Raw genomic sequence first — 8,381 nt, forward strand, 5'->3', positions numbered from 1 at the left:
CTCAATACTCTGTGGTCGATACACGCCACCGAGGCTCTGATGCAGGTCGTAGATGTAGGACTTCGACACGCCGCTGACCCGGGCAGCCTGCATCGGGTTCAGCCCCGAACGCAGCAGCCCGATCACCTCCAACCGACGCGACTCAGCCAACTTCAGTCCAGCCACAACACCCTCCAAACATCAGGCGTTGCAACAATCCCCTGACGCCAAGGAGACTTACACCTGGGAGCAGGACATGAGGCGCGGGGGTTGGCCGACCAAGCGCACTTCCTGGATGCAGACCCTCCATGGCCGAGCCCCGACAACCCCATGCTCATTGCTCTACTCCACGACGCCCGCAAGAACATCGCCGCCGGCATGACGACGGACATTGCGATGCTGCACCTCGCGACGCACTGCTGGTTTGAAGGCGGGATCGAGGGCTACGACCGTGGTCAACTCGACGCGCGATCTGACGCCCGTTCATAGCCGCGGTCGGTTGGCTCTGAACCCACAGCATCGGACCTTGAGGTCCTGTCTGCACCCAGCACAGCTGCACGACGGGGTGAGAGATGTGTGCAGCAGTCACTTCAGCGAGTTCTCCTGGCTTGTTCGACGGCTACGTCCACAGGTGCTTCAGGGCAACCGAGCCTCGACCCGAACCAGCAACCCTCCGATGCCGCTCCGGGTGCCCGAGGGTTGGACGCGATTTGACGATGGTTGCGACGAATGCGCGCCCGACCTACGCAAACTCCTCGAACTATTGAGCTTCCCTGCCAATCGTTTCCAGCCTCTGACGGAGCTAATGGCCTGTTTCTGGACACCATCGAATGCTGACAAAGTCTTCAGGCAGCGCAGCGAGGTGGTCGTTCAGGATGCGGTTTCTCCGAAGGCCGGCGCTCTGACCGCTGTCGCACTTTTTCCAGTGTCGCACCAGCCGTCGGGGCCGGCAGTCCGGTCGCATCGGTGATGACGCGCATGAAGTGCTCGGGTCGCTGAACGCCGCGCTGGGGCCGGCGTTCGCCGCCTGCTTCGATGAGCAGGGTGGGGAACGCGGTGGCTCCGAGGGTGTAGGCGGCCCGGAGGTCTGCGACGAACAACTCCTAGGCGCGGCCGTCGTCGAGTCGCTGCTGGATGGCGTCGACGTCGACGTCGGCCTTGGTGGCTGCGTCGGTCCACACGCGGGACCGGGTGATGTTGCGGCCCCGGACGAAGAGCTCTTCGCGGAGCCGGCGAAGCATCCGCGTGTCGCTCTCGGGGGCGACGTCGCGGGCGGCGGCGAGGACCATGGACGGCGGGTAGGAGGAGGTGATGGGGTCGTTCTTCCACACGCTCACGCTCATCGCCTGGCCGGTGTGCCCGGCCATCTCACGCTAGTGGTGGGCGACGTCGTCGAAGCCGTGGATGCCGTTGCCGGCGTCGGAGAAATCCTTCCCCGCTGGGCAGCAGTCCCCCGTACACGTGGCGTACGTCGAGGCGGTCGCCGTAGGTGTACTCGACTGCACGCCAGGCGGGCTCCATGGCCCAGCAGGCTGAGCAGATCGGGTCGGTCACGTAGGTGACCGAGACGCGCTGCGCCGCTTCGGGAACGGTCCCGCAAACACCAGTGGCCACGAGGCACAACAGTTCCGCAACCGACGGGGCGGGCAAGTGGACATGAGCCTGCGGTGCGTTGAGCAGACCGGCTGCCGGACGGTGCTGGATGTGCTGGGGGTCGTTGCTGTTGCTCATGTCCGTAGAGACGCCGCACATGGACCGCACGCGAGTTTGGATTGGGGTGACCTGGGACACGCCTGCGCGGGCTCCCGGGACAGCGTCAGACGCGTCGCCGGTCGAGGATGTCGGCGACAACGGCTCGAAGCCAGACGTGGCCGCCGTCGGTCGCCCACTGCCGGTCCCACCACAACGTGAGCTGCAGGGCTTGCACCGGCCACGGGCAGGACAGGAGACGCGTGTTGGTCGCCTCCGACAGCTCCATGGCCAGCCGCTCCTGGACGAGCCCGACGCGTCGGGTCCTTCGGACCAGGAACGGGACGGCCGCGAAGGTGTCCGTCGTGGTGGTGACGCGCACCTCGAGGCCCTGGGAGTTCAGCCCGTCGGTCAGCAGCCTGAGCACCTCGCCGCGCACCGTGGGGGCGACCCATTCGGCGTCGCGCAGGTCGTCCAACGTCAGGTGGTCGCCGAAGCCGGCGGCTTCGTCGACGACGCAGACCCAACGGTCAGTAAGCGTCCCGCTGTGGTTCTCGCCCGTGAGCATCTCTCTGGGCGCGATCCACCCGTCAGCGGCGGGCAGGACGTCCTTGTGCGCCTTGGCTAGGGAGAACGGTGAGACGAGCTGCACGCGCGCCGAAGGGGCTTGTGCCGCGACGGCCTGTTGTAGCTCGGTTCCGAGCGTGAGCTGGACGTAATCACTGGCGGCGATGGTGAACTCGCGGGTCGAGGTGGTGGCAGCGAACGCGCTTTGTGTGTCGAGGACGCCTGCGGCTGTCTCGACCGCGGAGCGTGCGGACCGTGCCAGCTGCTCGCCCAGTGGTGTGAGCGTGTAGCCGCCACTGGAGCGGACCATGAGCTGGTCGCCGAACATGCGGCGCAGGCGTGCCAGGGAGGCGCTTGCCGACGGCTGGGTGACGCCAAGTCGTACAGCGGCGCGACTCACGTTGCGTTCGGACAGTAGCGCGTCGAGAGCTGGGATGAGGTTCCAGTCGAGCCGGTTCAGATCACGCACTGTCGCGGCTCCTTGTTGCACTGGCGGGTAGGCCCGGGCAGTTGGGCGGGTAATCGAGGATAGGGGTGGAAGTGGCAGTTGGTCGTCGGTCGTGCGCTGTCGCTGACGGCTGTCGGCCGTATGCGAGAAGCCCCACGCGCCGTGGTCGCGGTGCGGGGTGGGCCCGAGGCTTTACCTCGGACCCACCCCGTCTTGGAGTGTCGCGTCGTCAGCGCGCGGCGTTGACCTTCACAGTGGTGGAGCCGGCCGTGAAGTTCTTCCGGCTCGGGAACACGACTCGGTAGGTGCTCGTGCCACTCGTCGCCTTGGGCAGGGTGAGTGTCACGCGACCGCGTGCGTCGACCTTGCCCTGAGCGACGACCTTGCCGCCGCTGCGAACCAGGACCTTGCCTCGGGGGGTGACCCCGTCGGCGGTGACGCGGACCTTCACGTTCGCACGCATGCCGGGACGGACCTGACGCGAGGCGAAGTTGGCGCGCACCTTCGTGGTTGCCTTCCGAATGGTCACCGTCGAGGAGACCGTGGCGGCCTTCCCTGCGGCGCCCGTGTACGTGAGCGTGACTGCCTGCTTTCCGGCCTTCAGCTTGCGGCCCGCGATGCTCAGCGTCGCGGTGCCGTCAGCTGCGACTGTCGACTCAGCCAGGCTGCGCCCATCGGCAGAAGCGGTCACGGTTCCCGTCGTGGCACCGTCGACTCGAGCGACCAGGCTCGTCGGACGACCGTAGGTTCCCTTGGCGGCGTCGGCACGGAGCGTGACCGGGCCGGCGGGCGGCGTCGTCGTCGGAGGCGTCGTCGGCGGGGTCGTCGGCGGGGTCGTGGGCGGGGTCGTGGGCGGGGTGGTCGGGCCGGCCGGCTCGAGCACGGTCTTCTCGGCGTACGGGGTGAGTACGACCGGGCCGAGCAGACCGTAGTTCTGCAGGTGACCGCGGGCTGCGACCGTGGGGGCGAGGGTGCTCAGCCGGTTGATGAGCGTGGTGGACACGCGCACCTCGATCGTGTTCGAGCCGGCTTGCACGTAGTCGCTCACGTCTGCCGAGCCCGTGGCCTGACTGATCGGGACGTCCTTGTCGTTGATCTTCAGCTGGAAGCTGTCGACCACGGTGCCTAGGTCCAGCGTCGCCCCGTGCTCGGCCGACCATGTCGGCGGCAGGGTGAGGGTCGTGGTGTATCGGCCGACTCCGGACGCGTCGCGGAGCTCGGGGATCTGGCGCCACGACTTGAGACCGGTCATCGAGACGTCGACGACGGACTTACTTGTCGCTGAGGCTGCCGGCCCGAACGTGGTGGCGTAGTCCGACTGCGGTCGCCAGTCTTCGGCCTTGAGGTTCCAGCTGCTGCCGGTCAGGTCGATTGGCGCAGGGACGTCACCGAACGTCGTCGTGACGGAGGTTCCGTCGCTGAGCTCGGTCTTGGCGGTGCCTGCGGTCGTCGAGCGTGCGACGATCCGGTCGCCCTCGTACGCCACGCCGTGGTCGGCGGTGGTGCTGTCAGCATGCACCTTCGCCTCGACGCCACCGAACCGGTCGTCGCCCGCGAGAGCCACGATCATCGACTCATCCCGGTCCAGGGAGACGTTCACGTGAACGCGTCCCTGCGACGTGCGGTACTCGGCGATCGGCGTGATCTCACCGGTCGTCGCGTCGAGGAGGTACGGCCGGCCGGTTCCCTCGAGCGCGACCTCGGTGGTCAGGCCGTTGCCGGTGCCGACGCAGACGTGGCCTCCGGTGCCGGCGCAGACCTGCGGCGGCTCGAAGATCGACTGCTCGGGGCGTCCGTCCGCGCCGACTCGTCCCTCGTTGTAGAGGTAGAAGTACGACGTGGTCGTGTCGGCGTCGACGCGCCGCTGGCTGACCAGCGTGGTCGGAGCCGACGGCTTGGCGGCCGGGGTGATGCCGAGCTCGACGAGCTTCGCAGGCACGGCGGCCTGGTTGGCGACGCGGTGAACGCTCGGCTCAGCGGCGATCTGTGCCACGACCCGCCGCAGAGTGGCGTCGTCGGCGGGGCTGTTGCCGGTCGTGCGGTCGGGCAGGGCGCCGACCATCAGGACCGGCAGACCGGCGCGGGCGTAGCCGAGGATCTTCTCCGCGGTACCGAGCGGCATCGACGTCTTGACCGGGTCGCTGGCGGGCTCGAGGGTCGTGTCGACGATCAGGGCCTTGTAGGAGGGGCCGTCCTCGGCGAGGCGGTTGTTGCTCACCACGGCGTTGGGCAGCTTCATCAGCTCCGGGCTGAGGTAGTCGCGTGTGTAGCCGGCGTTCTGCAGGCCCATGTCTCGCCACGTGCGGAACCCACCGGTGGTGCTCCATGCCTCGGGGTAGAGGAAGTTCTGGTAGAACACCGCGACGTCGACCTTGGCTGCGCCTTGGGTCAGGACCTGCTCGTTGCGGGCGAAGTACTCGTTGTAGGCGAGCGCGTCGGACCAGTTCGGTGTGCGGGGACCCCAGGCGGTTCCGAAGCTAGTGATGCCGAAGTTGGCGTAGCCCGGCCACTGGGCGGTCGGGCTGTCACGGTAGGCGTAGGTGTGGTACACGAGCTTCTTGATGCCGCCGGCGTAGCTCTTCTCCATACGGATGCGGAAGTCCTCGAACGTGCCGAGGTAGTTGCCGGCCGCGAGTGCGCAACACTCGGTTGAGTACCAGGTGTTGCCGGTCATGTGGTTGGCCGACGCGATGGGCAGGTAGTTGTCGATCTCGTCGGAGCCGAACAGGTTCTCGTGCTCTGGGCGGTCCAGGACCGAGGCCACCGCTGCCATGTCGAAGATGGGGGCGGCGTTCTCGCCTTCGGGCTGGATGCGCAGCGACAAATTGTACTCGTCGTGCACGAACTCCTGCATCGGGAGCAGGTGGACGTCCTTCCACAGCTCGGTGCGGGCCTGGGTGATGTCGTCGTGAATACGCGCGTGGCTGCCGTCGGAGAACGTGAACGTGCCCCGCATCGCCGCGGCCAGCTTCGGCATCAGGTCGTAGCCGGCCCGCTCCTGGAAGTCAGCAGCGAAGGTGTTCGTCCACACCTCCTTGGGCGCGCCACGGTCGCTGGAGTGCGAGTCGTAGAAGATGTCGCCGCCGTTGCGTCGCATCATGCTCGCCACGCGCGGGGTGAAGTAGCTGCGCATCGCGGCCACGACCTCGTCGTGGCCCGCGGCGCTGAGTGGGTCGGCCTGCGCGGACGTACCGCGAGCCCAGAACCCGACCAGCTGCCAGCGCGCGCCGGCCGGGGCGGCCGGGGCTGTCCACGCCAGGTCGCCGGCGGTGGAGCCGCCCACGAAACCGGCGGTGTTCTTGCCGGTCACCGTGGAGGTCAGGTCGATGACCGACGCGGGATCGAGCTCGACCTGGCCGGTGATCGCGCACGTGGGCGTGGTGCACCGGTAGGCCTGCACCGCGATCAGCGTGTCGTTGCGTCCAGCTGCAGCGGCAGGTCGCGGCACGGGTCCACTGAAGGCCGTACCGGCTTCGACATTCGCGCGCCCAACAAAGAGGGTCTTGCGGACGTGGTCTTGGTTGAAGGTGTAGCCGATGGTGCCTTTGGTGGGTCCGTGGCTGAGGCTCACCTTGATGCCGAGGGCGTTGGCCTTGGTGTAGATGGCCTCGAGCTGGCTGTTGTTCGGGAAGCCGCCCTGGCCGATCTCGACGCCGCGGATGCCTTTGCCGTACATCTCGTCGAGCTGGGCGACGAGCACCGCGTTGTCCGCAGTCGTCGGAACGTTCCACCGCACCCAGGGCATGTCGTGGTCGGGTGGCGCCGCGAACGTCTCAGCGGTCAGGTCGGTCACTGGATTCATCGACCAGCGATCCGGCGCCACAGCGGAGCTCGTTCCGCTCGGTTCCGCGGTGGCAGGCGCGGACACGCCGGCCCCGAGCAGACCGGCTGCGGCGATGGACAGCGCCAGAGATGGCGCCACGCGCCGGCGCCAGGAGGTTGTCGAAGTCATGTGCTTCCTCTTGAAAAGGTCCCCCCGCGAGGGCGGGACGGGCATAAAGGAATGAGCAGACCCCCGAAGCGAGACCGCGTCATCGAAACGTGGGCGCACCGCGGTGAGACGTCCGAGTGCGGGTGAGCGCGTGGAGGCTTCATCGAGGTTGTCCTACTTCGCTAACGCGCTCCCGGGATGCGGCTGTGCGGGCGCACCCGCCGATGAGCTGGTCGGCGAACAAGACCGAAGGTCGCCGTCACGGTGCAGCTAGCTACCGCACGACCGCCCTTCTGTGAATCGTTTCACTGTGACGACGGTCTCATCCTGTCGGTCGCCGCCTCCCGCCACAAGCCGTCGATGGTCTACACCTGCTGATGAAGCGGTATCGACGAAACAGATACAGACGTGGTGAACGCGGCCGGGATGCAGGCGGCTGAGATGGGGCCCGTGGGGTGGTGGCGGCTCGGATGGTGACGGCTGGCGTGAGGGCGGCTGGCGTGGGGGGCGGACTGTGCCGCGTCGAGTCAGGATCAGCGGTGGTCGATGGCGCTGGCCAGGAGGGCTTCGAGGACGTCGCGCAGCCAGGCGTGGCCCAGGTCGCTCTCCTTCTTCGGGTTCCACCAGAACGTGATGTGCAGGGGTTGCACGAACCAGGGGCAGTCGAGCACCCGGACGCCGGCGGACGCGGCGAGACGCTGTGCGACCGAGCGCTGGACCAGTCCGATGCGCTCGGAACCAGCGACGAGGAACGGCACAGAAGAGAAGGTCTCAGTGCTGACCGCGACGTAGGGCTCGACTCCGTGGGTGGTGAGGCCGTCGGTGAGGACGCGAAGCGTCTCTCCGCGTACGGCTCCCACGACCCAGGGGTACGTCTCGGCGTCCTGCAGGGTGAGGGCCTCGCCGATGCCTGGATGGTCTTTGTCGACGACGCAAACCCAGCGATCGGGCGCGGAACCGAGGTGCTCGTGACCGGGCAGCACTTCCCGGGGTGCCAGCCAGCCGTCGGTGGCTTCGACGAGCTCGTCCTCGCTGTTGAACTGGGAGCTGAAGGGGGCGAGGAATAGCACGCGTACCCCGGGTGCGTGATGGGCGATCTCGGTGAGGAGCCGGGGCGCGAAGGCCATTTGCAGGTAGTCGCTGGCGACGATGCGGAACATGCGGGTGCTGGTGGCCGGGTCGAAGTCGGTCGAGGCCGACGCGAGTGCTGACACGGCCTCGATGGCCTGGCGGGTTGTGATGGCGAGGTGCTCTGCGAGCGGGGTGAGCTCGTAGGTGTTCCCGCGCCGCACAAGCAGTTCGTCGTCGAACTGTCGTCGGAGGCGGGCGAGGGCGTTGCTGACCGCGGGCTGGCTCATCCCGAGCCGGCGTGCTGCCCGAGAAACGCTTCGTTCGGCGAGGAGCGCCTCGAGGGTGGGGATCAGGTTCAGGTCCACAACTGGGTGTGCTCCGTCCGGTTCTGGCGCCCGCGCGGGACCGTCGGCGGCAGCGCATGTGGTGGTGAGACGGGCCTGAGCTGGACTTCGACTGGCTGACACGTGCGGCTGGCAGCCCAGCTCGGACTTGCGTCATCGTCCGCACTTCATCATGACGTGCGGACGTCGTGGCGGGGCAGCTTCCCCCCATCTCAGATTGTGCACACGTCCGTTCCCGACCTCGGCCCGAACCTCGGTCGCCCGGACTGGTGTCCGGGGGTGGGGGTCGAAGGGTTGGGGGCTGCTCTTCGGGGGGCGCTTGTTCGTGGCTGTCGAGCGCATGGGCGTGGGG

At 67.7% G+C, this 8,381-nt stretch carries 6 protein-coding genes; 1 reads left to right on the plus strand and 5 read right to left on the minus strand.

From position 1 onward, the window contains the following. The coding region (locus AC1DP1_RS23065; protein WP_477508832.1) for a helix-turn-helix domain-containing protein at positions 1 to 165 on the minus strand (165 nt) is incomplete at its 3' end. Between the two features lie 84 nt (positions 166 to 249). Here AC1DP1_RS23065 and AC1DP1_RS23070 point away from each other — a divergent pair. Beyond that, complete coding sequence (locus AC1DP1_RS23070; RefSeq protein WP_477508827.1) at positions 250 to 468, plus strand: hypothetical protein; 219 nt, start codon at positions 250 to 252, stop codon at positions 466 to 468. Positions 469 to 1,082: 614 nt separating this feature from the next. Here the strand turns inward: AC1DP1_RS23070 and AC1DP1_RS23075 are convergent. From AC1DP1_RS23075 to AC1DP1_RS23090, 4 genes are all read right to left on the minus strand, one after another. Next, positions 1,083 to 1,346 carry a DsbA family protein gene (locus AC1DP1_RS23075; RefSeq protein ID WP_477508828.1) on the minus strand — a complete coding sequence of 88 codons (264 nt, stop codon included), beginning with the start codon at positions 1,344 to 1,346 and terminating at the stop codon, positions 1,083 to 1,085. 449 nt (positions 1,347 to 1,795) lie between these two features. Beyond that, positions 1,796 to 2,704, minus strand: a complete 909-nt coding sequence (locus AC1DP1_RS23080) for a LysR family transcriptional regulator (RefSeq protein WP_477508829.1) — start codon at positions 2,702 to 2,704, stop codon at positions 1,796 to 1,798. 208 nt (positions 2,705 to 2,912) lie between these two features. Further along, positions 2,913 to 6,476 carry a glycosyl hydrolase gene (locus tag AC1DP1_RS23085; RefSeq protein WP_477508830.1) on the minus strand — a complete coding sequence of 1,188 codons (3,564 nt, stop codon included), beginning with the start codon at positions 6,474 to 6,476 and terminating at the stop codon, positions 2,913 to 2,915. Between the two features lie 671 nt (positions 6,477 to 7,147). Continuing rightward, positions 7,148 to 8,050 (minus strand): LysR family transcriptional regulator, encoded by a 903-nt coding sequence (locus AC1DP1_RS23090; protein WP_477508831.1) that lies wholly within the window; start codon positions 8,048 to 8,050, stop codon positions 7,148 to 7,150. Between the last annotated feature and the right edge of the window lie 331 nt (positions 8,051 to 8,381).

It is taken from the genome of Nocardioides sp. P4_G10 (assembly GCF_056401175.1).

What these genes read in the sequence shown, in the direction of transcription:
- AC1DP1_RS23075 (WP_477508828.1), bottom strand. Translation starts at nt 1,346, where the DNA reads ATGGCCGGGCACACCGGCCAGGCGATGAGCGTGAGCGTGTGGAAGAAC.